The sequence below is a fragment of the Bacillus sp. DX4.1 genome, from assembly GCF_030348195.1.
Taxonomy (GTDB): Bacteria; Bacillota; Bacilli; order Bacillales; family Bacillaceae_G; genus Bacillus_A.
In genome coordinates this window covers 3,137,546-3,162,489 of the sequence record NZ_JAUCFT010000008.1, presented here as the reverse complement: position 1 = coordinate 3,162,489, position 24,944 = coordinate 3,137,546, and the positions used below count along the sequence as shown (strand labels likewise).

Genomic DNA, 24,944 nt, shown 5'->3' with positions numbered 1-24,944 from the left:
TGTAAGACTATGGCGCGGTATGTAAGAAAGTTCGATGTTTTCTTCCGTCGTTTTTTACTATAGTAAAAGGGAAGAATGAGGAAGGAGATGTCGCACTTAATATGATGATGAATATAAGAATAGATGTGGGAGGGGAGAAACATGACATTTTCTCAGCTCGCATGTAAAAATGTAAGTCAAAATATCCGAACGTATGCAGCGTATCTTCTAAGTAGTACCTTTTCAGTGATGATCTTTTTTCTATATGCATATTTTATTTATCATCCAGATGTAATAAATGGAAAGAAAATTCCTGGAGCGATTCGGCAAGGAATGTTTGTTGCGGAGTACATTATTTATTTCTTTTCATTTTTCTTTGTTTTTTATTCTGTTAGTACCTTTTTAAAAATGCGGAATAAAGAGTTTGGTATATTTGTGATTCATGGAATGACAAATATACAAATGATTTGGATGATTTTTGTAGAAAATATGTTAATTGGTGTTAGCGCTCTCATTAGTGGGATAGGAGCGGGCATCTTGCTTGGTAAACTGTTTTTTATGTTGGCAAGCACAGTGATGCATGTGAAAGATTTACCGTTATATTTGCCAATGCAGCCAGTTAAAATCACGGTTATTTCCTTTTTCATTTTATTTTTTCTCGTATCTTTCATAGCGAGCTTTTTCGTGAAAAGTAATAAAGTCATTGCGCTATTAAAAGGGAATAAAAAACCAAAACCAGAACCGAAAGCTTCTATACTATTATCTGTATTGGCAGGAAGTTTTATTTTGCTTGGATATGGGTTATCCGTTACAGCTAATCCTGGGACTGTTGCATTTTTATTATTACCTGTTTCTGTAATCGTAATAATTGGTACATATTTTTTATACTCACAGCTTAGTGTGTTTATCATACGATTTTTAAAACGATTTAAACATATATATTGGAAAAAAACGAATTTAGTATCGTTTTCTATGTTGTCCTATCGAATGAAAGATAACGCGCGTATGTTTTTTATGGTGACAATTGTCTCAACTGTTGCATTTTGTGCGATTGGTACATTTGCTGCCTTTCTTGGAACACAAAAATCAGAAATGGTACGAAACATTCCATTTGCGTTTAATTTCATTACATATAACGAGCATCAACAGCAGCGGGAACAATATGAAACAGAAATCGAAAAGGCTTTTCAAAAGGAACATATCGTATATGAAAAAGTAGTGACACCAGTAAAGTTTCAATCTGTTGAAAATAAAAAAGAACCAGCTATTATTTTATCCCAATTGAACTATAATACAATTGCAAGGAAGCTTGGTTTTGAAACAGTATCATTAAAAGAAAAGGAAGCTGTTCGAGTTCCATCATTTGGATTGGAAGGTAAGATGGGTGGTAACTTTACAGATTTTGATATGAGTTTACAAGAAAGTCAACAAACTGTACATGTGACACGTGCATTAGAGCAGAATATTTTTTCAGGTGGTATATTCTCAGGGAAAATCTATGTGGTATCAGATGAAGTAGATGAGCTGCTTATAGGAAGCGGTAAAACAGCAAGTTATACAGCATATACCATTCAGAATTGGGAAGAGACAACAAAGCTCGCAGAACAATTGGAAAAGAAAATGACGCAAGAGGGGCAATATGAATTTACTTCTCGTGTGACGATTCATAATCTGGCTAAGCAAGTGGCAAGTGTGATTTTATTTATCGGTTTATTTATAGGAGTCATTTTCTATTTATCTGCAGTAAGTTTCTTATATTTCCGCTTTTTCACAGATATGGAACAGGATCAACAATACTATCAATCTCTTATGAAATTAGGTATGAATGAAGGGGAAATGAAGCGGATTATGACGGTGCAAATGGGAACTTTGTTTTTTATTCCATTTGTATTGGCAGCTTTGCATACAAGTGTAGCTTACATAGCGTTGCAGAAAGTATTTACAACGCCGATTCTTATCTCTTCAGTTATCGTCATCGGTGCTTTTTTACTCATTCATACATGTTATTTTTTACTGCTTAGAAATCGTTATTTTAAAAGACTCAAAAAACAAATCATGTGATGAAAAGCGGAAATGTTATTGTGAAACATTTCCGTTTTTTAATTCGATAGTGAAGTTTCCTGCATTCGCACGGCTTTAGAAATGTATCTGTTTTGTTTCTCTAAGACTTAAGTCCTAGAGGAGATTCCGATTGTAGTTCGATGTGAATGAAATGATATTTGTATACACTGATAGTATAGAATGTTTGATGTTAGGAAGTAAGATGGGGGAATCATTATGTCTTTATCTCGGTTAGCACAAAAAAACATACAAAACTATGCTGCCCAAAGACTAAAGCAATTTATATGTATTGCGACGAGTACGATGTTATATTTTTTTATCATATCGGTTCAATCTAATGAAGCGGTAATAGAGAAAATAAAACATATACCACTCTTAATTGTACCTTTATATTATGGGTCTATCCTGTTATTTTTTGTGTGCTGTTTCGTTACATACCAGATGACAAAAGGATTCTTGAAACAAAGACGACAGGAGTGCCACTCGTACGAAACTGTTGGTATGAAAAAAAGAAAAATTATTTGCTTATTATGTCAGGAGCAGCTGTTACTTTGGGGAGGAGCCCTTCTTTTTGGATTAATTCATGGCATGTTGTTTTTGAAATTATTCACTGTTATTTTTATAAAGTTAACAGGCTATCATGGGATAAGTAGTGCACCGATTACAATATATGCACTATCAGTGACAACACTATTCGTTAGCGTGTTGATTGTATTATCAATGTGGCAATGTTATCGGTTTGTACAGAACTCCCAATATGGACAATCATATAAAGTAGAGGAAAAGGCGTGAAACATCATGTCTTTTTTCTGCGTTTTACAGGGGAAAATAATCATGATACAGTGAAAGAAATTTAGAGTATGAAGAAAAGCGCTAAAAAGAAAGGTTGTATAGAATGACAAATGAAAAATCCATTGTGAAAGTAGACCGACTAACGAAGCGAATTGGTTCAAAGACGTTAGTAGAGAATATAAGTTTCGAAGTTAAAAAAGGTGAAGTCGTTGGTTTGTTAGGGCCAAATGGTGCTGGGAAAACGACATTAATGCGAATGATGGTCGGTATGATTAGTATGACCGAAGGAGAAGTATGGGTTGATGGTCAATCGGTACGACAACAATTTGAAAGTACAGTTGCAAAAATTGGTGCTGTTATTGAAAACCCAGAGTTTTATCCATTTTTAAGTGGCTATGAGAATTTAACATACTTTGGACGAATGAATGGAAATGTGACAGAAGAACGCATTGAAGAAGTTGTTCATTTATTAGGAATGCAGCAGGTTATCAATCGAAAAGTAAAAGCATATTCTCTTGGGATGAGACAGCGTTTAGGAATTGCGCAAGCACTTATACATAATCCAGATATACTTATTTTAGACGAACCAACAAATGGACTAGATCCAAATGGAATTCATGAAATGCGTATGTACATAAAGAAAATTGCCCATGAGCAAGGAAAGGCTGTACTTGTATCGAGTCATTTATTATCTGAAGTTGAATTAATGTGTGATCGAGTTATCATTATTCAGCACGGACAATACGTAGCAACACAAAATGTACAAAACGACGGACAGGTAGAGATGGAGACAATCCATATACGTGTCAACGATGCGAAGAAGGCGGCAGAGTTCTTAACATGTGATATTACAATGAAAGAAAACGAATTGATTCTCACAGTGAATAATGAAGAAATTCCAAAGATTATTCAAATATTAACAGAACACAACATTCGTATTTACCGGGTATATGAAGAACGAAAAACGTTAGAAGAGAAGTTTTTAGAATTAACAGGGGGCAAGGATATTGTTTAATTTAGTTTATAATGAGATATATAAAATTTTTAAGCTGAAGCGGACGATTATACCGTTTGTCGTTATTGTAGTTTTAGTTATTGGCCTAGGTTGGGTGTCTGTTAAATATTTTCCGTCTTCATCAGGAGATTGGAAAGCAGAGTATACAGAAAGAACGACAGAAATTGAAAAGAAACTCGGAAGTACAAAACAGGATATTATTAGTCAAAGGTCAGGGGATGAGCTCGTTAAAGAGTATCAACTGAAAATGAAGCACTTAGATACGAATACGCCACCTGTGGGTGAATCACCTCTAGCCTTTATGAGAGACACCGGATTAATTGTTTTTCCTATTTTATTACCATTTATTCTCGTATATGCCAGTACAATTTTCGCAAATGAGTACAACTGGGGTACTTATAAATTTTTAATGATTCGCCCGGCAAATCGATTTAAAATTTTAACAGCGAAATATGTAGCAATTGTTATTTTCTCTGCATTATTGTTTATATTTAATATGCTTTTCTCACTGTTATATGGGTTTATTATTTATAAATTTCAACAACCAGCATGGACGGAATTTATTGTACAAAATGGTAACATTGTCGAGCGAAATATATTTGGTGATGTGAGTCAGTATTATATATTAGAATGGGTGCCAACTCTTGTGTATGCAGCACTTGCTTTTATGATATCTGTTTTAACGAGAGCGAGTGGGGGAGCAATAGGTATCTCTTTATTTGTGGCGTTATCTGGTGGAATCATTTTAATACCAGCATCTAAATATGAATGGATGAAATTTTTATTACCGGCAAACACAGATTTATATGGAATATTAAAAAGTGGAAATTTAGTTCAAGGTGTATCATTTCCGTTTGCGTCTTGTATTCTGATAATTTATTTATTCGTATTCCTAGGGATTTCCTATACTGTATTTTTAAAGCGCGATTTAACATAAAGTGAAACTTCCATCAGTGGGGGGATTACTGCTTGCGAATAGCGAGATAATGACATATGAAAAAGCCGTTAAGGATACGCTTAACGGCTTTTCTTTATGGTAATTTGTTAATAGCTTCCTCAGCTAACAAGGCAAAATATTGTGCACTAATAGGAAGAGCTTTTTCATCTAATGTAAATGCAGGATGATGCCATTCTTGTGTCCCTGCAGTTCCCATAAAGACGAATGAACCAGGAATTTCTTGTTGATAAAATGAAAAATCTTCTCCCGCCATAGAGGGCTTTGGTGAAACAACTTGAAGCCCCATTTGTTGTGCAATGCCAATTGATAACTCGGTAAGCTCTGTATTATTATGAACGGAAGGGGGGCCCGGATACCAATGCAGTTTTGTTTCAACACCAAGCGCAGCTGCAACACCTTTAATAATACGGTCCATCAGTTCAGGGATTCTTTGGCGCGTTTCAGCTTGGAATGTACGGACGGTTCCTTCTAGCGTTGCTTTCTCAGGAATAACGTTCCATGTATTTCCTGAATGAATGTTTGTTACACTTACGACAGCGTTATGAAAAGAACTTACATTTCGGCTCACAATGGTTTGCAGTGCCAGGACAATTTGTGAAGAGGCAACTATTGGATCAACACCAGCATCAGGTACAGCTGCATGCGTTCCAACACCTTTAATTTCAATTTCAAAACGATCTACTCCCGCCATGAGTGGGCCATCCTTAATACCAATTGTGCCGACTGGTAAATCTGGTTTATTATGCATTCCAAAGATAGCTTTTACATTTTGTAAATGTCCAGCTTTTATTACTTTTGAGGCACCGCTACCATTTTCTTCAGCAGGCTGAAAAATCAATCGAATCGTTCCGTTAAGTGAAGCTTCTTTTTCTTTTAATAAATAAGCAGCTCCGATAATAGACGATGTGTGAAAATCGTGACCACATGCATGCATTTTACCAGGAATTTGTGAAGCATATGGAAGCCCTGTTTCTTCGTGAATCGGAAGGGCATCGATATCAGCACGAAGAGCGACAACTGGGCCGTTTTTATTACCAGAAATCTCCGCAATGACTCCTGTTTTTAAATTGGAATCGATAATGGTGATATCAGCTTTTTCTAACCAGTTTTTGATGGATTTCGTCGTTTCAATTTCTTCATATGATAATTCCGGAAATTGGTGTAAATGACGACGAATGGAGATTAGTTTTTCGGTTAAATCAATCGTTGCATTTTGTAAATGAATTGCTTTCATGGTCGTTTCCTTCTTTCTAAAGACGCATTTTATCTCTTATGAACGAACGATAAGCTTCGGTTGGTTGATGGTATCATTCATTTCAAGAAGTAAGGGAATTAGAAAAAATGATTTCGTAAGTAATTATATAGGAAAATAGGGTGTTTAATAAATCTCTTTAGAGAAATCTTTTATCAGAACGTTAAAATATATGATTTACAATCTTTTACATATAAATATAAAAACCTTTACAATTCGCTGGTTTTATTAACGGAAAATTCATAAAAATACGGTATGCTAAATCATGTAAATGATAAGTGAATATAACATTGGTGTAAATACGAGAGACCATATTATAACGCAACTGGGAAATTTCCAATAGTTATCGTTATCTATGGTCTTTTTTGTATGTAAAGGAGACAAGTGAATATGAGAGAGGAATTTTTCAATTGTTTAGCGGAAGATCAACGAATTGCGGCAATTCATTCACCTAAAAAACTAGATCAGTTTTTACGAACGAATCTTCGCATTGCATTTCTGATGACTGGAAATATAAGTGTCATCAAACGATATGTTGATGTGTTAAAGAAGCATAACCGTTTAGTGTTTCTTCATCTAGAGAAGATTGCCGGTATTAGTTATGACAAGGAGGGGATCAAATTTATTGCAAAGCTTGTACAACCGACAGGCATTATTAGTACGAAAGGAAGTTTAATTCAGCTTGCGAAAAAAGAGGGGCTTTTAACAATTCAACGTCTTTTTCTTGTGGACACGGAAGCGATGAATCACGGTATAAATTTAGTAGATGTGTGTCAACCAGATGTGGTTGAAATTATGCCGGCACTTATGCCGGACATGATTCAAAAAGTTGTACATAAAACGAATGTTCCTATTATCACAGGAGGATTGGTGTATGAAGAGAAACATTTAGTTGCAGCATTACATAGCGGTGCGCAAGCAGTATCGACTGGAGATGATTCATTTTGGAAATCTCAAAACAAGCTGCTAGTTAGAAACAATGCAAGGAAGCATTATGAATAAAAATATATTAACAAAGGGGTTCGTCTGAATGAAAAGAACATGGAAAAGTTTCATCGCTATTCTATTACTATGCATCTTATTCATTATGACTGCATGTTCCAATTCAAACGTTGCTGGGAAAGAGCAGCCAGAAGCGAAGGAGAAAAACAAAAAGACAGAAAATAGAAAAACAGAAGTCGTTTTTTGGCATGCGATGGGTGGGAAAACGAAAGAAGTTTTGGAACAAATTGTTCAAAAGTATAATGGGTCACAAGATAAAGTAGAAGTAAAAGCATTATTCCAAGGTACATATGATGAATCTTTTATTAAGTATAAAAATATTGCGGGAACAAAGGATGCACCGGATGTCATTCAAGTGTTTGATGGCGGAACAAAATATATGATTGATAGCGGGAAAATTGAACCAGTTCAAAAATTTATTGATCAAGATAAGTACGATGTTTCTCAATGGGAGCCGAATATTCGTAGTTATTATACAGTTGATAAAAAACAGTATTCGATGCCCTTTAACTCTTCCACACCTGTAATGGTGTATAACAAAGATGCTTTCAAAGAGGTTGGATTAGACCCTGAAAATCCTCCTAAAACGTTTAAAGAAGTGGAAGAAGCAGCGAAGAAATTAACAAAAAAAGAAGGAAATCAAGTGGATCGTTATGGATTTTCTTATTTAGTAGACACATGGTTTTTTGAAGAAATGTTAGCAGTGCAAGGTGGAACGTATGTAAATAACGATAATGGTCGTGCAAAGGCAGCAACAAAAGCAACTTTTAATGGGAAAGAAGGACAAAGAATTCTAGAGTTTGTCAATAAACTAAACAAAGAAGGAATCAATGGAAATTACGGATCTGATTGGGATAATACTCGTGCTGCCTTTTTAGCGGGTAAAACAGGGATGTATTTAGATTCTTCAGCGGGTGTGAAAGATATGATTAACAGTGCACCGTTTCAAGTTGGTGCTGCATACCTTCCGTATCCTGAAGATGTTCAAAGAGAGGGTGTTATTATTGGTGGGGCATCATTGTGGATGGCAAAAGATATCGGGAAAGAAAAACAGCAAGCCGTTTGGGAGTTTATGAAATATATGACGACTCCATCTGTACAAGCAGAGTGGCATGTGAATACAGGATATTTTGCGGTGAATCCAAAAGCATATGAGGAAGAACTCGTTAAAAAAGAATATGAGAAATATCCACAACTGCAAGTAACGGTGAATCAGCTTCATGATTCAAAAGTATCACCAGCAACACAAGGAGCATTAATTACAGTGTTCCCAGAATCGCGTCAAAAAGTACAAAAGGCGATGGAAAGTGTGTTCCAAGGTACAGATGTGAAACAAGCGTTAGATCAAGCGGCTAAGGAAACAGACCGTGCTTTAGAGACTGCAAATCGTGCTAAAAAGTAATAAAAAAGAGGTTTCTCAACTGAGAAGCCTCTTTTCATTATGCAGCAACTTTTTTATGAGTATGATGTTTTCGGTATCTGCCGCGCATTGTATACGCGATTTGTGGAATGGCGATTCCGACCAGAATAAGACCTACACCAGACCACTGAGAAGACAGTACTGCTTCTTTTAATACGAATACAGACATAATTGTTGTAACAGGAAGTTCTGCTGCGCCAAGAATGGTTGCTAGACCAGAACCGATTTTTGGAATACCAATTGTAAAGGCGATGGATGGAATAACAATACTAAACGTTCCTAATGCTAATCCGTATTTCCAAAGTCCTTGTGTAATGGCACCATTAAAAATAAATGTTGGTGGGAACACGATCATCACTAACGTTAAGGCCCCAGCCATTAATAATACGCCGCGAGGTAATGATGGTACTTCGATAGCAACTTTACCACTTACAAAAATATAAGTTGCAAAGGTAACCGCTGATAATAAGCCTAATAGAATCCCTTTCATATCAAAGCTGCCGGCTGATGTTTCCAACAATCCGCTCGATAAGAATGTACCAGCAAGTAAAAAGATAACAGAAATTACTTTTTCTCTTGAAGGTAACGTTTTTGTTACGACAGCTTCAATGATAATGCCAACCCAAACGAATTGGAATAAGAGAACAATGGCAATAGATGCAGGAACAGTTTGCAAAGAACCATAATAAAAAATACCAGTAAAGCTAGCAGAAGTTCCGGCAATAAATAAAATAAGCATTTGTTTTAGTGGCACTCGATGTCTAGAAACCAGTAGTGTAATGCCAAGTAAAATAAACCAACCGAACAAATATTGACTACCAATAACTTCTCCAAGTGAAAAGCCTTCTGCATATGCAAGTTTAACGAAGATAGCTAAAATCCCGTAACTACATGCTCCTAATAAAACTAAAAGAGAATAACGAAGCATGAAAACTCCTCCCATCTATATATGTGTCTTTTCAAAAACGGACATGTATAACTAGATGGAAGTATACAAAATTAAAAATGAAGGGTCAACTGAAAGAAAAGTGTGACATTTTATAGAATAATAATAAAAGTATGCTATTTATGCATAATCTTGAAATTTATACGTATAGAAGTATCGTAAAATAAGGAAAAGTGTGTATAAAGTTTTCCTTGTAAAAATATTTTTTTACAAGGAATGTATAGAAAAAGGCGGAAGATAGACAAATGATTTGTTGAATGAAGGGAGCTTTGTTATGTTAATGAAAGGTTGAATATATTTATAATAGAAGGAAAATGAAACCGTTCTACAGAAAGCGATTGTGTGCAGCTATAGTAGAATTTCTCTTATTAAAATGTTGTAAATAGGAAATTCATGAATTGTTCATACTATTTTCTTTTGTTTTTGCTACAATATTGTAGAGGAGAGGAGTGAAACGATGCAAGATATTAATATCTTTTTAGCGTTCGGGGCTGGTTTTTTATCATTTATTTCACCGTGTTGTTTACCACTTTACCCGGCGTTTTTATCGTACATAACAGGAATGTCAGTTTCAGAATTGAAAGAAGAAAATGCAATGCTTCGTAGAAGAAGTATGACACATACAGCGTTTTTCTTACTTGGATTTTCAATTGTGTTTATCGCAATTGGATTTAGTACAAGTTTTCTCGGATCGTTCTTCCAAGATTATAAAGATTTAATAAGGCAGTTAGGTGCCATCTTTATTATTGCTTTTGGACTTGTCTTGATTGGTCTTTTTAAACCTACCTTTTTAATGCAAGATCGTAAATTCACGTTTAAAAGCCGTCCAAGTGGTTATATCGGATCTGTTTTAATAGGTTTGGCATTTGCGGCTGGTTGGACACCTTGTACAGGACCGATTTTAGTTTCTGTAATTGCTCTTGCTGCAACGAATCCAGAATCAGCAATGCTATATATGATTGCTTACATACTGGGATTTGCCATTCCATTTTTTATTCTGTCATTTTTTATTACGAAAATGTCTTGGATTAAAAAACATAGCGGGGCATTTGTGAAAATCGGCGGATATATCATGATCATTATGGGGATATTCCTATACTTTAACTGGATGACAAAAATTATTGCATATTTCTCAAGTTTATTTGGTGGTTTCACCGGTTTTTAGTATTATCCTGTGAAAATGTTGGAAATACTAACAGAAAAGCATATAATGAAACTATATTTTTTATATTGCCACAAAAAAGGATGAGAAAGTATGAACTTAGTTCTTTTATCAAGTATTATTGCCGTTTGTATGGCTGTTGGCGCGATGTTTATTCGTTTAAAAGCAGCAAAGAAACCAGCGACATTGAAAAAAATTATGCTCCCACCGTTTTTTATGAGCACGGGGGCATTGATGTACATCTTCCCGGAATTTCGCCTAACTCCAGCAGAAATGTTAGAAGCAATTGGTGTCGGATTGTTTTTCTCCATTTTTCTTATTAAAACATCCAAATTTGAAATACGTGGACAAGAAATTTATTTAAAGCGCTCAAAGGCTTTTGTATTTATTTTAATTGGTTTACTCGTTGTACGTATTGTGTTTAAAACATATTTAAGCCAATCTCTGGACTTAGGACAATTAAGCGGCATGTTCTTCTTACTTGCCTTTGCGATGATTGTCTCATGGAGAATTGCAATGTATCGTTCGTTTACGAAATTGCAAAAGGAAATGGAAAAAGAAGACGGATTTTATAATGAAAAAGATATAAAGTTAACGTAAAAAACCTCAAGAGCCCTTGAGGTTTTTTACTTAGCCAACAATGATTGGTAACGAGAATAATCAATTTTCTTTTCCTGTAGCTTTTTAACGAGAAACTTATGATCTCGCTTTGGTGTTGCAACAATATATCCTTTAATAATTAAATCTTCTGTTATTTTTGTAGCTCTTTCTTTTAAGGCAAGCTCTCCAATTTTACCGGCAATTTTAGAACGTGCGACATCGCGAAATAATTCAGGAACAGGACTGACCAGTTCTTCTAATAATTGCTTCTGTTTGTCATCCCATAAGTGACGTGTTTCATCAATATAGCGCTGTTCCCAATCTAAAATAGACATTCCATCTTCTTTTGGTAATCGTTTTAAGAATTTTCGGAACATAAAGTATCCACCAATCGACATAAGACCTAATAATATAACAGTCCAAATGACAATAAACCAACTAAACCATCCTTCAAGCAATCGTATACCCCCTTTACGATAGCAATTTTCCCTTTACTTGTATTATAAGCAGTGAGATTGATAGAAAGCAAGAACGCTTGGTCATTTTGACCAAGCGTTGTGAATTAAACGAAGTATAGTTGCTCTACACGTAATATGTTATCTTCATCTTGTAGATATTCAATGATTAGTGTACCAACTTTACGATCTTTATCTTCAGTTGTGAAAACAGAGTAAGAAGTAAAACGTTTTGTTGATAAGCCGCTAATATGTGTAGGGAGGGCGATGTAGTCATTGTCGCGGAAGAAATCCATAAGTTCAACACCTTCAAAATGTTTTCGATCCACTTGTTTTTTAGTGTAGCGACGTTGTAGTTGTTTTAACGATGCGTTCCAAGAAATTACTTTTGTGTCGTATACCATTTGTTCTATCTCCTTACTGTATGTAATCGTTAAGAACATATGTTCTATTCTAGTATACCTCTTTTACTGTATAAATACAAATTAAAAAACCGACATAAAACCCTTCTTTTTAGGTGAGAGAGAGCATCCGGCCAGTCAGATCCTTTTCCTGCCCAGACATAGTGAAAACAAAGAGAGAAAGCGAGTGCAGGTCACCTTTTGTTATCCATAGCCGCGGCTTATATGTCGAAAAATCAAAATGGATTTATATAGAAAAGGGAAAGCAAAAAATAATGTAAGCTCGGAACTCCAAGCTTACATACAATACGTTCATGATAGTCTCTGTTTTTTATTATAAGACAGATAGAAATAGGAAACAAGGTGGGAAGTATTTTGTTTATAGTTCTGAATGTTTGATTTATTGTAAATGAGAGTTTTATTTTAACGATAAAGGAATGATGGAAATGAAGTATGTGATTTCACTGCAAGGGCCAATGGCAAGCGGAAAAACTACTTTAGCGAAAAGATTAGAGCAGCAAGGTATGAAAATTATATATGAAAATCCGTACCCGATTGTAGAAAAAAGTAGAAGTTTGAAATTGGATATTTGTACAAAAGAGGGATTTATTACAAATCAAAATTTTTTCATTGAAGCAAAAATAAAAGAGTATCAGAGTGTACAGGGGGATATTATAATATTTGATCGTGGACCGGAAGACATTGAGTTTTATACAATACATTATCCAAAAATAATCGGGGTGGATTGGGAGATTGAGAAAGAATTAAGAGAGGAATTGCAACAATTAAGAGAATGTCGTTCGAATGCTATTTTTTATTTAACGGTTTCTAAAGAAGTGTTGCAGCAAAGAAAAGAAAAAGATATAACTAGAAGACGTAGTACATTTGAGGAACAATTGGAATTAGTGGAAGCAGAGCAGCGGTGGTATAAGCAATTTCCAGTTACATATGTAGATGTGGATAAAAAGAAGATAGAAGAAGTAGAAATGTATTTTATGAAGTGGATGGAAGAGAATCATATGTGAAAAAACTCTTGCTCCCCTCTAAGCAGGGGGAGTTCTTACACCCTGTCCTCATTTTGAACTAAAGGGATAGGTTAGTGAAAGAAGTAAAATTGTTCGAATTGATAGGTAAATTTAAAATTATTAAGGTGTACTACTCTAATAAGATTATTGAAAAGGATAGGTAGGTGATTTATTTAATGACTTTACGAATCATTATTACTTCTTTGGTAATAGCAGTATTGCTTTATTTATCAGCTGTTTTCTTACCTGAATCTATGAACATAAATGAGAATATTTTAAAGTGGTTGTTTGTTATAATAACAGGTATATTATTTGTTGTATCTAAAAACAAATGGTGGGTTAATCTTGCTTCTCTTTTTTTAGCTATTGTTGTGTGCTGGGGAATAATTATAATTACAACTATTTTATCTGTACCGTAGGAATGTAATTTGCAACAAAAATAAATAGTCTTGTTTAACTCTCATGTAAGAACTGATTTTCTTACATAATCTGTGGTGCAGCGCTTGTGCTGCATGGATGGATAACGAGTGCTAATAATTAAATAAACTATATGTATGTACTTCGGCTTTGTGGTATTATGTAAACCTTATATGAATAGGATATACATAATGATATATAAAACCTCTTCTGATAAAATGGAATTAAGAGGAAGGTGGGGAGATATGAACAAAACTCATATATGGTTGGCTCTAATTTTAAGTATACTATTAGCAGCGCCGCTGAATTGGTTTTTCCCTAATACTTCATTATTCTTAAAGATTATTGGAATCATAACTAATTTCTTTTTATATTTTCTGGGGATATTAGTAATGATCCGTTTTCTGCGGTACTTAAAAGATAGAACTAGTTATGAGAAACAACTTCTAGAACATCTTAAAGAGTTGAAAAATGCAATAGATTGTCAGGAGAAATAATTATAACTGTAAAAAGGCTGGGGGTCATAAATTCATGTGTGATTCTAGCTTCTTTATTATCGATGGTTGAATGGATACTTTTGTTAGCGTTTTTGGAGGAAATGAGTAAAGTGCGATAAAGTTAATAAAATAAACGATTTGAATGTAAACTAATATACTAAAGTTTACATTTAGTTTGATGCTAAAAATCTTGTTCTTTGAATGACATGGGATATATTTTTAAAAATAAAATCACAATATTTGTATATACAGAAGATTAAAAAAAGGGAGAGGGAATATTTTATGACTAGTTTGCAAAACGTTCTTGAGCTTGATTTTGCATATCTTGAAACTTTTACTAAACGAATAGAGAAATCATGGGGTTCTATGTTTTGTAATGAAAACTATCCAGGTTATTATGATGCAAATCATGCACATGTAAGTGTAGTAAGTTTAAATCCACAAATAATAGTAGACGAAGTGATCCGTTTTTATAAAACTAAAAATATAGTGCCTAGATTTTATATATACAATTTAGATATGCAAAAAAGGCGGATGTCTGAATTAAAAATAAAGAATTTTGGATTTGAGGAATTAATAAGTCCAGTCCAATTATGGAATGAAAAATTAACTAAAAAAGATAAATAATTTTTTTATTCAAATTATCATAGTAAACCATTGACGATTTAACCGTTTTCATATATTCTTAAATTAAGTAATATTCAAATAATTCAAAAGAAAAGAGAGAGTCACATGCTTCTTCAAGGAACACATCGAATTGGTCGCATGGCGATGTTGCTGGTACTTGCGGAGGAACACGAAACCCCGGTATTATCACTTCCAAAAGGTTGGAAGTATTGTACAGGGAAAGTCGGTTCTATGAATTCGCAAAAAGTTGTCGCAGCAATAGAAACAGCGGCTCGAAGCAACAATGTAATTGAAACAGACGTTTACAGAGAAACGCATGCACTTTATCATGCAATCATGGAAGCGTTGTACGGGGTAACGAGAGGTCAAATTCAGTTAGCAGACGTTCTTCGTACAGTAGGTCTTCGGTTTGCAATTGTGCGCGGCACACCATACGACGGTAAAAAAGAAGGCGAATGGATTGCTGTTGCACTTTATGGAACGATAGGTGCACCTGTAAAAGGATCTGAGCATGAGGCGATTGGTTTAGGAATTAATCACATATGATTTGCCCATAGTCTATTAGTTAGAAGGGGGCCTTGCTTTTTAGGACAGAAGTCTGTCTTAAAAAGGTAAGGCCTCCTTTTGTCTTTATAAGGAGGAAAAATAATGATTACGTTAACAGGACATTCATTAACAGTACAAGAAATGAAACGGTTGTTATTTGAAGGAGAAGGGGTAACGGCTTGCCCAACTAGCATGCAAAAAGTTGCGGAATGCCGTGAAGTTGTTGAAAAAATCGTAGAAGAGGGAAGAGTTGTCTACGGCATTACAACAGGGTTTGGGAAATTTAGTGATGTACTCATTCAAAAGGATGATGTAAAAGCTCTGCAACACAATTTAATTCAATCGCATGCATGTGGCATTGGTGATCCTTTCCCGGAAGAAGTATCGCGAGGAATGCTGATTTTACGTGCAAATACAATGCTAAAAGGTGTATCGGGTGTTCGTCCGCTTGTTGTAAATATGTTACTAGAATTTGTGAATCGCCAAATTCATCCAGTGATTCCACAACAAGGTTCACTTGGTGCAAGCGGCGACTTGGCTCCGTTATCTCATCTTGCTCTTGTTCTATTAGGAGAAGGAGAAGTGTTCTATAAAGGGGAACGTGTTCATTCAATGGTAGCCCTTACGAAAGAAGGCTTAGAACCAATTACATTAGAAGCAAAAGAAGGTCTTGCGCTTATCAATGGCACGCAAGCAATGACGGCACAAGGGATTCTTGCATACCTAGAGGCTGAAGAGATTGCAAATCAATCAGAATTAATTGCTTCGATGACAATTGAAGGATTACGTGGCATCATTGATGCGTTTGATGAAAATGTTCATAGAGCTCGTGGTTATAAAGAGCAAGTAGAAGTTGCAAGTCGCATTCGTAATGTCCTTCAGGATAGCAAACTTGTTACAAAACAAGGAGAACTACGTGTACAAGATGCTTATTCGCTTCGCTGTATTCCGCAAGTACATGGTGCATCTTGGCAAGTTTTAAATTATGTAAAAGAAAAACTAGAGATTGAAATGAATGCAGCAACAGATAATCCACTTATTTTTGATGGTGGAGAAAAGGTAATTTCCGGTGGTAATTTCCATGGCCAGCCAATTGCGTTTGCAATGGACTTTTTAAAGGTTGGAATGGCTGAGCTTGCAAATATTTCTGAGCGCCGTATTGAGCGTCTTGTAAATCCGCAGTTAAATGATTTACCACCATTTTTAAGCCCAGAGCCAGGGCTTCAGTCTGGTGCGATGATTATGCAATATGCAGCAGCTTCACTTGTTTCAGAAAATAAGACATTAGCACACCCAGCAAGCGTTGACTCTATTCCATCATCAGCAAACCAAGAAGATCACGTAAGTATGGGGACAATTGCATCACGTCATGCGTATCAAATTATTCAAAACGTAAGACGCGTTATTGCGATTGAAATGATTTGTGCGATGCAAGCGGCTGAATACCGTGGTATTGAAGAAATGAGTACAGTAACAAAAGTCTTTTATCACCAAGGTCGCCAGCAAGTACCTTCTATTACAAACGACCGCATTTTCTCAACTGATATTGAAAATCTTGCGCACTGGTTAAAAACAAGTCATTGGACAATGGAACGCATTGATGTAAATGCAGCACTATAAAGGGAAAAGGGAGAGATTAGAATGGAAAACGTAAAACAAACAATTCGCGCGCCAAGAGGAACAGAACTACAAACAAAGGGCTGGGTACAAGAAGCAGCACTTCGTATGTTAATGAATAACTTAGATCCAGAAGTAGCTGAAAAACCAGAGGAGCTAGTTGTATATGGTGGCATTGGTCGTGCAGCTCGTAACTGGGATAGCTACCATGCAATTGTTGAGTCTTTGAAAACATTAGAGAGCGATGAGACATTATTGGTTCAATCTGGGAAACCAGTTGCTATTTTTAAATCGCATGAAGATGCACCGCGTGTTCTTTTAGCAAACTCAAACTTAGTACCGAAATGGGCAAACTGGGAGCACTTCCGTGAGCTTGAGAAAAAAGGTTTAATGATGTATGGCCAAATGACAGCGGGTAGCTGGATTTATATTGGAACACAAGGGATTTTACAAGGAACTTATGAAACGTTTGGTGAAGCAGCTCGTCAGCACTTTGATGGTTCATTAAAAGGTACATTAACACTAACTGCTGGTTTAGGCGGTATGGGTGGTGCACAACCACTTGCTGTAACGATGAATGGTGGTGTTGTCATTGCAATTGACGTCGATAAGCGCAGCATCGATCGCCGTATTGAAAAAAGATATTGTGATATGTACACAGAATCTTTAGAGGAGGCATTGGCTGTTGCGAAAGAATACAAAGAAAAGAAAGAGCCAATTTCAATTGGGTTATTAGGAAATGCGGCAGAAATTTTACCAGAGTTAGTTAAGCGCGACTTTACACCAGACCTAGTAACAGATCAAACGTCTGCACATGATCCATTAAACGGTTATATTCCAGTGGGTTATTTATTAGAAGAAGCGGCAAAGCTTCGTGAAGAAGATCCAGAGCGCTACGTACAATTAGCAAAAGAAAGTATGACAAAACATGTAGAAGCAATGCTTGAGATGCAAAAGAAAGGCGCAATTACGTTTGATTACGGTAATAACATTCGCCAAGTTGCTTTTGATGAAGGGTTAAAAAATGCTTTTGATTTCCCAGGATTCGTTCCAGCATTTATTCGCCCATTATTCTGTGAAGGAAAAGGCCCATTCCGCTGGGTAGCACTTTCTGGTGATCCAGAAGACATTTATAAAACTGACGAAGTCATCTTACGCGAATTTGCGGATAATGAGCATTTATGTAACTGGATCCGTATGGCGCGTCAGCAAGTTGAATTCCAAGGCCTTCCATCTCGCATCTGTTGGCTAGGATACGGAGAACGTGCGAAATTTGGACGTATTATTAATGAAATGGTTGCTAGTGGTGAATTGTCAGCACCAATCGTTATCGGTCGTGATCATTTAGATTGTGGATCAGTGGCATCACCAAACCGCGAAACGGAAGCGATGAAAGATGGCAGTGACGCAGTAGCGGATTGGCCAATTTTAAACGCATTAATCAATAGTGTAAACGGTGCAAGCTGGGTATCTGTTCACCACGGAGGCGGAGTTGGTATGGGCTATTCGCTTCATGCTGGAATGGTGATTGTTGCTGACGGAACAGAAGCAGCAGCAAAGCGTATTGAACGCGTATTAACTTCTGACCCTGGAATGGGTGTTGTTCGTCACGTTGATGCAGGCTATGACTTAGCGGTAGAGACAGCGAAAGAAAAAGGCGTTAACATTCCGATGATGAAATAAGGGGGAGAAAACATGCTAGACATTTTACTAACGAATATTGGTCAATTACTGACAATGGATCAAGAAGATGGCTTGTTAAGAAAGGAAGCGATGAATACGCTTCCTTTCATTGGAAATGGTGCGGTCGGAATTGAAAATGGTGTGATTACTTTCGTTGGTACGGCGGAAGAAGCGAAAGAATTACAAGCGAAGGAAATCATTGATTGCCAAGGGAAAATGGTTTCACCAGGACTTGTTGATCCGCATACGCACCTTGTATTTGGTGGGTCTCGTGAAAACGAAATTGCCCTTAAGTTACAAGGGGTGCCGTACTTAGAAATTTTAGAGCAAGGCGGCGGGATTTTATCGACTGTGAATGCAACGAAACAAGCGTCAAAAGAAGAGCTTGTGCAAAAGGCGAAGTTCCATTTAGACCGCATGTTATCATTTGGCGTTACGACAGTGGAAGCGAAAAGCGGATACGGATTAGACGATGAAACAGAGTGGAAACAATTAGAGGCAGCAGCACAGCTGCAAAAAGAGCATCCAATTGACGTTGTTTCAACATTTTTAGGAGCGCATGCTGTTCCAAAAGAGTATAAAGGCAAGTCAAAAGAGTTTTTACAATGGATGTTAGATTTATTGCCCGAAATGAAAGAAAAACAATTAGCAGAGTTCGTTGATATTTTCTGTGAAACAGGCGTATTCTCTGTTGCAGAATCAAAAGAGTTTTTATTAAAAGCGAAAGAACTTGGCTTTGATGTGAAAATTCACGCCGATGAAATCGACCCACTTGGCGGTGCGGAAGCAGCAGCAGAAATTGGAGCAGCATCTGCTGATCATTTAGTTGGCGCATCGGATAAAGGAATTGATATGCTCGCAAATTCAAATACAGTAGCAACGTTATTACCAGGAACAACTTTCTACTTAAATAAAGAAAGCTTTGCACGAGGTCGTAAAATGATTGATGAAGGTGTAGCGGTTGCATTAGCGACAGATTTTAACCCTGGTAGTTGTCCAACTGAAAATATTCAGCTAATAATGAGCATTGCGATGCTGAAGCTAAAAATGACGCCTGAAGAAGTATGGAACGCAGTAACAGTAAACTCAGCGTATGCAATTAATCGCGGTGATGTGGCTGGGAAAATTCGTGTTGGACGTAAGGCAGACATCGTATTATGGGATGCATATAATTATGCCTATGTACCGTACCATTACGGTGTAAGCCATGTGAATACAGTATGGAAGCAAGGCAATATTGCATATACAAGAGGTGACAAAGCGTGGAGCGTGACCACTATTTAAAGAAAAATGCAAAGTTTATCGACCGTGAAGTAACGAAATGGAGCGACATGATTAAGATTTGGGATGAGGGTGAAGAAATTTTCGGAGCAGCATTAATTGGTGCACCGCTTTCGAAACCATCCATTAGTCATTCAGGTGCCTGTTTTGCACCGAAAACGATCCGGACAATGTTAGATGCATATAGTACGTATGCTATTACAGAAGAGCATGATATGAAAGAGAGTGTCTTGTATGATTGTGGTGATATTACGATGCATGTCACAGATACAAAAGAAAGTCATGCTCGCATTGCAAAGACGCTAGGAAATCTGACAAAGTTGAATCCACAAATGGTACCCATTGTACTTGGCGGTGACCATTCAATTAGCTTTCCAAGTATAAGTGGTTTTGCGAGTAGTAAAGGAAAGATTGGGATTATCCAATTTGATGCCCATCATGATTTACGTAACTTAGATGATGGCGGACCATCGAACGGAACACCATTTCGTAGTTTGCTAGAGAATGATGTTATTACCGGAAAGCAACTTGTCCAAATTGGCATTCGCAACTTCTCGAATGCTCGTACGTATCATGAATATGCGAAAGAACATGGTGTAACGGTATATACGATGCAACATGTTCGGGAACGTCTTATAAAAGATATCATTACAGAGAGTATTGAAAATCTGCGTAGGCAAGGGGTTACTGCTATCTATGTTTCTGTTGATATGGATGTATTAGACCAAGCGTTTGCACCAGGTTGCCCGGCAATTGGTCCGGGGGGAATGGATAGTACGACATTACTTGATGCAATGACAGCGCTTGGGCAAGAATCTCTCGTTACGGGTATGGATATTGTGGAGATTGATCCAACACTTGATTTTCGTGATATGACAAGCCGGGTCGCTGCACAGGTTATTATGAGTTTTCTGTTAGCAAGAGAAACGACTAGTAAGCAAGTTAGCATTTAATATAAAGAAGCCTCTTCATATTGATATAATCCCCTTATAGTAGACAGAGAAAAGAAAGCCTTATATCTGTCTACTATAAGAGGGGTTTTTTTATGGAAAAAATTAAAAGAACATATGACGTATCATTCAAGAAAAAAAGGCCTTACTTTGTATCAAAAGAAGCATATGTGGTTTCAAAAGATTACTTAAATCGAGATTTTAAAGCTTTACAGCCCAACGGAAAATAGGTAACGGATATTACTTATCTCATTTTTAACAGTACTCCAACAGAAGTCCTCTTCCTCAAACAACTTGTAAGAGTGTTAAGGAGGAGGCATTCACTGGAAAAAAACTATGTTTGTTTGCCATTGAAGATCTTTATAATAATGAAATTGTAGCTTACCATATTAACCTTAAGGTGCTAGAGGAAAGAAAAGTGGTAATATCGGATGTTTCAAAAAAATAATCGATAAATTATTATGTAATTCATGATATGCACAAGGTGATATGGAATTCATATAATTTAGACTATATAAGATAAAAGGAAGGGGTGTTTTTCCTGAATCAAGAAAACATTTCAACTACAAAGCTGAAATCACATATACTGTATTTTATAATGAGGAGAATAGAAAATGAATATTTTTTTGAATAGGATGCATGTCCCTCACCTTATATTTCATCCTTTATACGGCAGTTACCCAATTGTGCACACTTATATAAAACCGATTTATTATCAATATGTACCAACAACTTCTGCTTCATCCTACTCAATGCATTCTGTACCAAGTAATCCTGTACACAATTCGCTGCCTGGTAATAATGTATATGGAAGTCCTTTTTATAAACATTTCAATCATATAGTGAAAGCACAAATTTGGGATAGTTAAAAGAAGTTAGAAAAGTAATTTCCTAGCTTCTTTTTCATTTCACTTTTAATGAAATTGTTAGTGCAAACTAAAAAAGCTGACTCCACAATGCTATGATCCCCTTATATTCTGTCTATTATAAGGTGGATTTTTTTATGGGGAAAATTAGAAGAACATATGACGGATCATTCAAGAAAAAACCGACTTTACTTTGTATCAAAAGAAGCATATGTAGTTTTGAAAAATTGCTTAAATCGAGATTTTAAAGCTTTACAGCCCAATGAAAAATGGGTAACGGATATTACTTATCTCATTAAATTGTTCAATATATTAATATTATAAGATGGAAGCGTATAAATTGACTTACTAGTTTATCAGAAATTATGATGCGTTTATAGATGATTTTTATAGTTTGTATGAGATGAAAGTGTAATTCAATTGAAAAGCAAATAGGGGGAAAAGGGATGACAAGTTCAAACAATAAAGCGGCAGCAAGTATTTTTGCAGGGACAAATATAAAAGATTGGGGAAAGTTTCAAAGTCCTGAAGAAACGAAATTATTTGGACCAATACAAATAGGAGCTTGGTCTCTTCGTGATCGCGTTGCAATGGCACCTATGACGCGTTGCTTTGCTGATTATGAAACAGGAGTAGTTGGGCCAGATGTAGTTGAGTACTATCGGAAACGTGCAGCTGACGGCGTTGGTCTTATTATTACAGAAGGAATTGTAATTAGTCCAAGAGCAAAGGGCAATCAGGGGGTTCCTGGCCTTTATACGCAAGAACAAATTGAGTCTTGGAGAGCGGTGACAGATGCAGTACATGCAGAAGGTGGAACGATTATTGCACAAATATGGCATGTAGGGCGTATGAGCCATCATAAATTGACAGGCGGATATTCGCCACAAGCACCTTCAGCGATTGCAGCACAAGGAAATGTACCTCGTTTTCGTAAGCCGTTTGATACACCAGAAGCAATGACGGTGGAAGAGATTCAAGAGGTTGTAAAACAATTTGCACAGGCTGCTCAAAATGCCATAAAAGCAGGCTTTGATGGCGTTGAAATTCACGGTGCTCACGGCTATTTAATTGATCAATTTGCCTATGAATTTGCAAATGTTCGTACAGATCAATACGGCGGAGACCTTAAACAAAGATTAACTTTTATGAAAGAGGTCCTACAAGCCGTTATCATTGAAATTGGTGCAGATAAAACGTTAATTCGTTTTTCAGCATTTAAGGGTGATAATCCAACTTACATGTGGGAAAATCCAGAAGAGGCAATTCAAACTTTTATAGAAGTATTCCGTGAATCTGGTGTAACCATGATTCATCCTTCAACAATGAATTATACACAAATAATCGCTGACGGGAAAAACTTGCACCAATTGGTTCGTAAACATTGGAACGGTGTAATTGTTGGAGTGGGTAATTTAAATCCGCAAGAAGCAGAGGATGCATTGCAGGAAGGAACCATTGATGTAGCTGCATTCGGCCGGCCGCTAATTGCAAATCCAAACTTTGTCCATCGTGTAAAGAATGGGGAGCGTTTAGTCGAGTATGATGCGAAACAACATCTTGCTGAGCTGATATAATCGTTGACAGAAAAGGAGAGCGTGAAGCTTTCTTTTTTTTGTTTTCAGAAAATATGGTGGCTCTGTTTTAAGTTGAATTTTTTGTTATGTACTGTAGTGACGGGATAGGGGATATACATGAATAAAAGGAAAGAACCGCTAGGGGGAAGCGAGATGATGAGCCAAACACTGCTCGTAATCATAAGTGTATTATTGTTGTTAATGGTACTATTCATTGCTTTTTTCGTAATTACTTTCTTTATTAAGAAAAGGACACATCATTCGATTTTGAAACTTCATCCGTATTTGGGAAGAATGCGTTTTTTACTTGAAAAAATAGGTCCAGAATTTCGGCAATACTGGTTTGATCATGATACAGATGGAAAGCCATTTTCTCGTTATGATTTTCAAAGTATTATGTTTCTAGCAAAATATCGATCTGAAGTTCTTGGATTTGGTTCAAAACGTAATTTTGCTGAAGCAGGGTACTATATTTCTAATACTCTTTTTCCCGTTCTTACTGAGGAATTGAATGTGAATCTTTCTATAGAGCATCCTGCGAAGAAATATATTATTCATAAAGAAGGAGTGTTCTCTAGAAGAGAAAAACTCACAGCAGATCAAACAAATCTTTGGTTATACGAAGAAGATGATGCGATTGTAGTAGGTCCGAGTCGCAAATATCCCTGGAAAATAAATGGGATGTTTGGAGCGTCAGCAACTTCTTACGGCGCAATTGGAGAAAATTATATTCTTTCAACTGGAAATGGAGCAAAAATGGCTGGTGGTTCATGGGTGAATACGGGGGAAGGTGGCGTGATTCCAGAGCATTTACAAACTGGAGCTGATATTATTGCACAAATAGGTCCAGGTTTGTTTGGTTATCGTGATGAAAACGGTAATTTTTCTATGGAAGAATTTATCGAAAAAGCAAAAGAGCCCAATATTAAAGCATTTGAATTGAAATTTGGGCAAGGTGCGAAAATACGTGGAGGTCATTTGGAAGGGAAAAAAGTGAATCAGAAAATAGCTGCTGTCAGAAAGGTGAAGGAAGGGGAGACGATAAATTCACCAAACCGTTTTGCCTTTTTGCATAATACAACAGAAGCGTTACTCTTTATTCAAGAATTACAGGAAAGTGGCAGTAAGCCAATAGGAATGAAATTAGTAATTGGACAACAAAAGCCATTGGAAGAGTTACTTCAAATGATGAAAGAATTAGGTATTTATCCAGATTTTATCACAATTGATGGCTCAGAAGGTGGTTCAGGTGCAACGTATAAATCAATGGCAGATAGTATGGGAATTCCACTCATGCCTGCTTTAATTACGTTTATTGATACAGCCTGTCGTTTTGGGGTTCGTGACAAGTTTAAGATTTTTGCGTCTGGAAAGCTTGTAACCCCTGATAAAGTAGCGATTGCTTTAGCGATTGGTGCCGATGCGATAAATTCTGCACGTGGTTTTATGATGGCAAATGGTTGTATTATGGCACTTCAGTGTCATACCGGGCAGTGTCCTTCTGGAGTTGCGACAACAAATCCACGCTTCCAAAAAGCATTGGATCCCAATGAAAAACAATGGCGCGTGATGAACTATATTATTAGCATGCGATATAGTTTGTTTGCTTTATCGGCAGCTGCAGGTGCGAAAAGCCCACGTCATTTAACAAGAGATCATATTGTATTTAAAGATGAAGTAGGGAATATTATTCCATTATCGAAGTTATTCCCTGTTGTACCTTCTGGGGAAGAAAAAATGAGTAATTAATGGCGCGAAAAGCCCCTTGCAATATTGGCTGAAGTATTGCAAGGGATTAACGGAAAAAACGGTTGA

General features: G+C 36.4%; 23 protein-coding genes and 1 pseudogene. 20 read left to right on the top strand and 4 right to left on the bottom strand.

Annotated elements, in window-relative coordinates:
* Positions 1-141: 141 nt before the first annotated feature.
* From QUF99_RS19005 to QUF99_RS18990, 4 genes are all read left to right on the top strand, one after another.
* Positions 142-2,040 (top strand): FtsX-like permease family protein, encoded by a 1,899-nt coding sequence (locus tag QUF99_RS19005; RefSeq protein ID WP_289371992.1) that lies wholly within the window; start codon positions 142-144, stop codon positions 2,038-2,040.
* 216 nt (positions 2,041-2,256) lie between these two features.
* A complete protein-coding gene (locus QUF99_RS19000; RefSeq protein ID WP_289371990.1) occupies positions 2,257-2,832 on the top strand; it encodes an FtsX-like permease family protein in 576 nt (191 codons plus the stop codon).
* A gap of 103 nt (positions 2,833-2,935) precedes the next feature.
* A complete protein-coding gene (locus QUF99_RS18995) occupies positions 2,936-3,847 on the top strand; it encodes an ABC transporter ATP-binding protein (RefSeq protein WP_289371988.1) in 912 nt (303 codons plus the stop codon).
* Positions 3,840-4,784 carry an ABC transporter permease gene (locus QUF99_RS18990; RefSeq protein WP_289371986.1) on the top strand — a complete coding sequence of 315 codons (945 nt, stop codon included), beginning with the start codon at positions 3,840-3,842 and terminating at the stop codon, positions 4,782-4,784. The genes QUF99_RS18995 and QUF99_RS18990 overlap by 8 nt, the downstream gene beginning before the upstream one ends.
* Positions 4,785-4,878: 94 nt before the next feature.
* Here QUF99_RS18990 and QUF99_RS18985 read toward each other — a convergent pair whose 3' ends face one another.
* On the bottom strand, positions 4,879-6,039 hold the full coding sequence (locus QUF99_RS18985) for a M20 peptidase aminoacylase family protein (RefSeq protein ID WP_289371985.1): 1,161 nt from the start codon (positions 6,037-6,039) through the stop codon (positions 4,879-4,881).
* Between the two features lie 408 nt (positions 6,040-6,447).
* Between QUF99_RS18985 and QUF99_RS18980 the strand changes: the two genes are divergently transcribed.
* Complete coding sequence (locus tag QUF99_RS18980; RefSeq protein WP_289371983.1) at positions 6,448-7,059, top strand: glycerol-3-phosphate responsive antiterminator; 612 nt, start codon at positions 6,448-6,450, stop codon at positions 7,057-7,059.
* 28 nt (positions 7,060-7,087) lie between these two features.
* On the top strand, positions 7,088-8,461 hold the full coding sequence (locus QUF99_RS18975; protein ID WP_289371982.1) for an ABC transporter substrate-binding protein: 1,374 nt from the start codon (positions 7,088-7,090) through the stop codon (positions 8,459-8,461).
* 37 nt (positions 8,462-8,498) lie between these two features.
* Here QUF99_RS18975 and QUF99_RS18970 read toward each other — a convergent pair whose 3' ends face one another.
* Positions 8,499-9,407 carry an EamA family transporter gene (locus tag QUF99_RS18970; protein ID WP_289371981.1) on the bottom strand — a complete coding sequence of 303 codons (909 nt, stop codon included), beginning with the start codon at positions 9,405-9,407 and terminating at the stop codon, positions 8,499-8,501.
* A 475-nt stretch (positions 9,408-9,882) separates the two neighbouring features.
* Between QUF99_RS18970 and QUF99_RS18965 the strand changes: the two genes are divergently transcribed.
* Both QUF99_RS18965 and QUF99_RS18960 read left to right on the top strand, forming a co-directional pair.
* The gene (locus tag QUF99_RS18965; protein ID WP_289371979.1) at positions 9,883-10,590 is read left to right on the top strand and encodes a cytochrome c biogenesis CcdA family protein; all 708 of its coding nucleotides are present in this window, start codon (positions 9,883-9,885) and stop codon (positions 10,588-10,590) included.
* Between the two features lie 90 nt (positions 10,591-10,680).
* Positions 10,681-11,187 (top strand): CcdC family protein, encoded by a 507-nt coding sequence (locus tag QUF99_RS18960; RefSeq protein ID WP_289371977.1) that lies wholly within the window; start codon positions 10,681-10,683, stop codon positions 11,185-11,187.
* Positions 11,188-11,213: 26 nt separating this feature from the next.
* On the opposite strand, the gene QUF99_RS18955 is transcribed toward QUF99_RS18960, so the two are convergent.
* Positions 11,214-11,645 carry a DUF2621 domain-containing protein gene (locus QUF99_RS18955; protein WP_289371975.1) on the bottom strand — a complete coding sequence of 144 codons (432 nt, stop codon included), beginning with the start codon at positions 11,643-11,645 and terminating at the stop codon, positions 11,214-11,216.
* Between the two features lie 104 nt (positions 11,646-11,749).
* A complete protein-coding gene (locus tag QUF99_RS18950; protein WP_289371973.1) occupies positions 11,750-12,046 on the bottom strand; it encodes a hypothetical protein in 297 nt (98 codons plus the stop codon).
* Positions 12,047-12,489: 443 nt separating this feature from the next.
* On the opposite strand from QUF99_RS18950, the gene QUF99_RS18945 reads away from it, so the two are divergent.
* The 12 genes and pseudogenes from QUF99_RS18945 (at position 12,490) to QUF99_RS18890 (ending at position 24,878) form a co-directional block, all read left to right on the top strand.
* The gene (locus tag QUF99_RS18945; protein ID WP_289371972.1) at positions 12,490-13,068 is read left to right on the top strand and encodes an AAA family ATPase; all 579 of its coding nucleotides are present in this window, start codon (positions 12,490-12,492) and stop codon (positions 13,066-13,068) included.
* 176 nt (positions 13,069-13,244) lie between these two features.
* Positions 13,245-13,487, top strand: coding sequence for a hypothetical protein (locus QUF99_RS18940; protein ID WP_289371970.1), 243 nt, complete (start codon positions 13,245-13,247; stop codon positions 13,485-13,487).
* A 777-nt stretch (positions 13,488-14,264) separates the two neighbouring features.
* Positions 14,265-14,606, top strand: a pseudogene (locus QUF99_RS18935) (GNAT family N-acetyltransferase); the annotation flags it as partial.
* A 108-nt stretch (positions 14,607-14,714) separates the two neighbouring features.
* Complete coding sequence (gene hutP, locus QUF99_RS18930; protein WP_289371966.1) at positions 14,715-15,155, top strand: histidine utilization transcription antiterminator HutP; 441 nt, start codon at positions 14,715-14,717, stop codon at positions 15,153-15,155.
* A gap of 102 nt (positions 15,156-15,257) precedes the next feature.
* Positions 15,258-16,775, top strand: coding sequence for a histidine ammonia-lyase (gene hutH / locus QUF99_RS18925; protein ID WP_289371964.1), 1,518 nt, complete (start codon positions 15,258-15,260; stop codon positions 16,773-16,775).
* Positions 16,776-16,796: 21 nt separating this feature from the next.
* Entirely contained in the window at positions 16,797-18,455 is a 1,659-nt protein-coding gene (gene hutU, locus QUF99_RS18920; protein ID WP_289371962.1) for a urocanate hydratase, read from the top strand.
* A 12-nt stretch (positions 18,456-18,467) separates the two neighbouring features.
* Complete coding sequence (gene hutI / locus QUF99_RS18915) at positions 18,468-19,739, top strand: imidazolonepropionase (RefSeq protein ID WP_289371960.1); 1,272 nt, start codon at positions 18,468-18,470, stop codon at positions 19,737-19,739.
* Entirely contained in the window at positions 19,718-20,689 is a 972-nt protein-coding gene (gene hutG, locus QUF99_RS18910) for a formimidoylglutamase (RefSeq protein ID WP_289371957.1), read from the top strand. The genes hutI and hutG overlap by 22 nt, the downstream gene beginning before the upstream one ends.
* Before the next feature lie 92 nt (positions 20,690-20,781).
* On the top strand, positions 20,782-20,916 hold the full coding sequence (locus QUF99_RS18905) for a hypothetical protein (RefSeq protein ID WP_289371955.1): 135 nt from the start codon (positions 20,782-20,784) through the stop codon (positions 20,914-20,916).
* A 384-nt stretch (positions 20,917-21,300) separates the two neighbouring features.
* A complete protein-coding gene (locus tag QUF99_RS18900; RefSeq protein ID WP_289371952.1) occupies positions 21,301-21,555 on the top strand; it encodes a hypothetical protein in 255 nt (84 codons plus the stop codon).
* A 443-nt stretch (positions 21,556-21,998) separates the two neighbouring features.
* The gene (locus QUF99_RS18895) at positions 21,999-23,129 is read left to right on the top strand and encodes an alkene reductase (RefSeq protein ID WP_289371951.1); all 1,131 of its coding nucleotides are present in this window, start codon (positions 21,999-22,001) and stop codon (positions 23,127-23,129) included.
* Positions 23,130-23,285: 156 nt separating this feature from the next.
* Entirely contained in the window at positions 23,286-24,878 is a 1,593-nt protein-coding gene (locus tag QUF99_RS18890) for an FMN-binding glutamate synthase family protein (RefSeq protein ID WP_289374707.1), read from the top strand.
* The last annotated feature ends 66 nt before the right edge of the window (positions 24,879-24,944 follow it).

Excerpts from the sequence above, each read along its gene's own strand:
- QUF99_RS18940 (WP_289371970.1), top strand. The coding sequence starts at position 13,245 with ATGACTTTACGAATCATTATTACTTCTTTGGTAATAGCAGTATTGCTT.
- QUF99_RS18905 (WP_289371955.1), top strand. The coding sequence starts at position 20,782 with ATGGAAAAAATTAAAAGAACATATGACGTATCATTCAAGAAAAAAAGG.
- QUF99_RS19000 (WP_289371990.1), top strand. The coding sequence starts at position 2,257 with ATGTCTTTATCTCGGTTAGCACAAAAAAACATACAAAACTATGCTGCC.
- QUF99_RS18970 (WP_289371981.1), bottom strand. The coding sequence starts at position 9,407 with ATGCTTCGTTATTCTCTTTTAGTTTTATTAGGAGCATGTAGTTACGGG.
- hutI (WP_289371960.1), top strand. The coding sequence starts at position 18,468 with ATGCTAGACATTTTACTAACGAATATTGGTCAATTACTGACAATGGAT.
- QUF99_RS18980 (WP_289371983.1), top strand. The coding sequence starts at position 6,448 with ATGAGAGAGGAATTTTTCAATTGTTTAGCGGAAGATCAACGAATTGCG.
- QUF99_RS18950 (WP_289371973.1), bottom strand. The coding sequence starts at position 12,046 with ATGGTATACGACACAAAAGTAATTTCTTGGAACGCATCGTTAAAACAA.
- QUF99_RS18985 (WP_289371985.1), bottom strand. The coding sequence starts at position 6,039 with ATGAAAGCAATTCATTTACAAAATGCAACGATTGATTTAACCGAAAAA.
- QUF99_RS18975 (WP_289371982.1), top strand. The coding sequence starts at position 7,088 with ATGAAAAGAACATGGAAAAGTTTCATCGCTATTCTATTACTATGCATC.
- QUF99_RS18965 (WP_289371979.1), top strand. The coding sequence starts at position 9,883 with ATGCAAGATATTAATATCTTTTTAGCGTTCGGGGCTGGTTTTTTATCA.
- QUF99_RS18895 (WP_289371951.1), top strand. The coding sequence starts at position 21,999 with ATGACAAGTTCAAACAATAAAGCGGCAGCAAGTATTTTTGCAGGGACA.
- QUF99_RS18945 (WP_289371972.1), top strand. The coding sequence starts at position 12,490 with ATGAAGTATGTGATTTCACTGCAAGGGCCAATGGCAAGCGGAAAAACT.
- QUF99_RS18995 (WP_289371988.1), top strand. The coding sequence starts at position 2,936 with ATGACAAATGAAAAATCCATTGTGAAAGTAGACCGACTAACGAAGCGA.
- hutH (WP_289371964.1), top strand. The coding sequence starts at position 15,258 with ATGATTACGTTAACAGGACATTCATTAACAGTACAAGAAATGAAACGG.
- QUF99_RS18890 (WP_289374707.1), top strand. The coding sequence starts at position 23,286 with ATGAGCCAAACACTGCTCGTAATCATAAGTGTATTATTGTTGTTAATG.
- QUF99_RS19005 (WP_289371992.1), top strand. The coding sequence starts at position 142 with ATGACATTTTCTCAGCTCGCATGTAAAAATGTAAGTCAAAATATCCGA.
- hutP (WP_289371966.1), top strand. The coding sequence starts at position 14,715 with ATGCTTCTTCAAGGAACACATCGAATTGGTCGCATGGCGATGTTGCTG.
- hutU (WP_289371962.1), top strand. The coding sequence starts at position 16,797 with ATGGAAAACGTAAAACAAACAATTCGCGCGCCAAGAGGAACAGAACTA.
- QUF99_RS18960 (WP_289371977.1), top strand. The coding sequence starts at position 10,681 with ATGAACTTAGTTCTTTTATCAAGTATTATTGCCGTTTGTATGGCTGTT.
- QUF99_RS18900 (WP_289371952.1), top strand. The coding sequence starts at position 21,301 with ATGAATATTTTTTTGAATAGGATGCATGTCCCTCACCTTATATTTCAT.